This window comes from Streptococcus handemini (genome assembly GCF_040984445.1).
Lineage (GTDB): Bacteria > Bacillota > Bacilli > Lactobacillales > Streptococcaceae > Streptococcus > Streptococcus handemini.
In genome coordinates this window covers 1-558 of sequence record NZ_JBFRYH010000132.1, presented here as the reverse complement: position 1 = coordinate 558, position 558 = coordinate 1, and the positions used below count along the sequence as shown (strand labels likewise).

The 558-nt window shown below is 34.9% G+C and carries 1 pseudogene; it reads right to left on the bottom strand.

Annotated features, from left to right (window positions below):
• Positions 1-277 precede the first annotated feature (277 nt).
• Positions 278-558 (bottom strand): annotated as a pseudogene (locus ABPH35_RS10950) (hypothetical protein); the annotation flags it as partial.

Here is a 558-nt window from a genome sequence, read left to right as displayed (position 1 = left end):
AGTGATGGGATTTAGCGATATACTGTAAGTGGCTCATTTGGACTAACCTCCTGTTTGTTTGGTCACTTACAGTATAGTCCTTTTGGGCTTTTTATTGTATTCTGAGAGTAACTAGCACCACGAGTATAATAGTATTATTATACCACTTTTTTCTTCTTCTTGTCACTTACATTCTACCAAAGTCCACGACAAACGCACGAAAACCTTCTCGAGATGTTTTTGTGTCCCAAAGTCATTTTTGAATTGAGAGATAAGTTTGATAGTCATGATACTTAACCTACTTTCCAAATAATTGTGGTAAATAATCATCTAAATAGACAGAAATATACCGTTGTTTTCGGCAATAACTTAAATCGCTCTTCGGAAATTGAATGACTTTTAAAAAATATAGACACATCTTTCTTATAACATTGAGATTAAAGGCTGCTCGTTTAGCCAACTGATCCAGTAACTTAGCATCACTAAAGTAAAGGCTAATATCCTCATAAAGAGTCCCTTGATTGCCCTTTACAGCAAGACAATAATCTCCCCTACCCTTAATGATTTCATCCACTATCT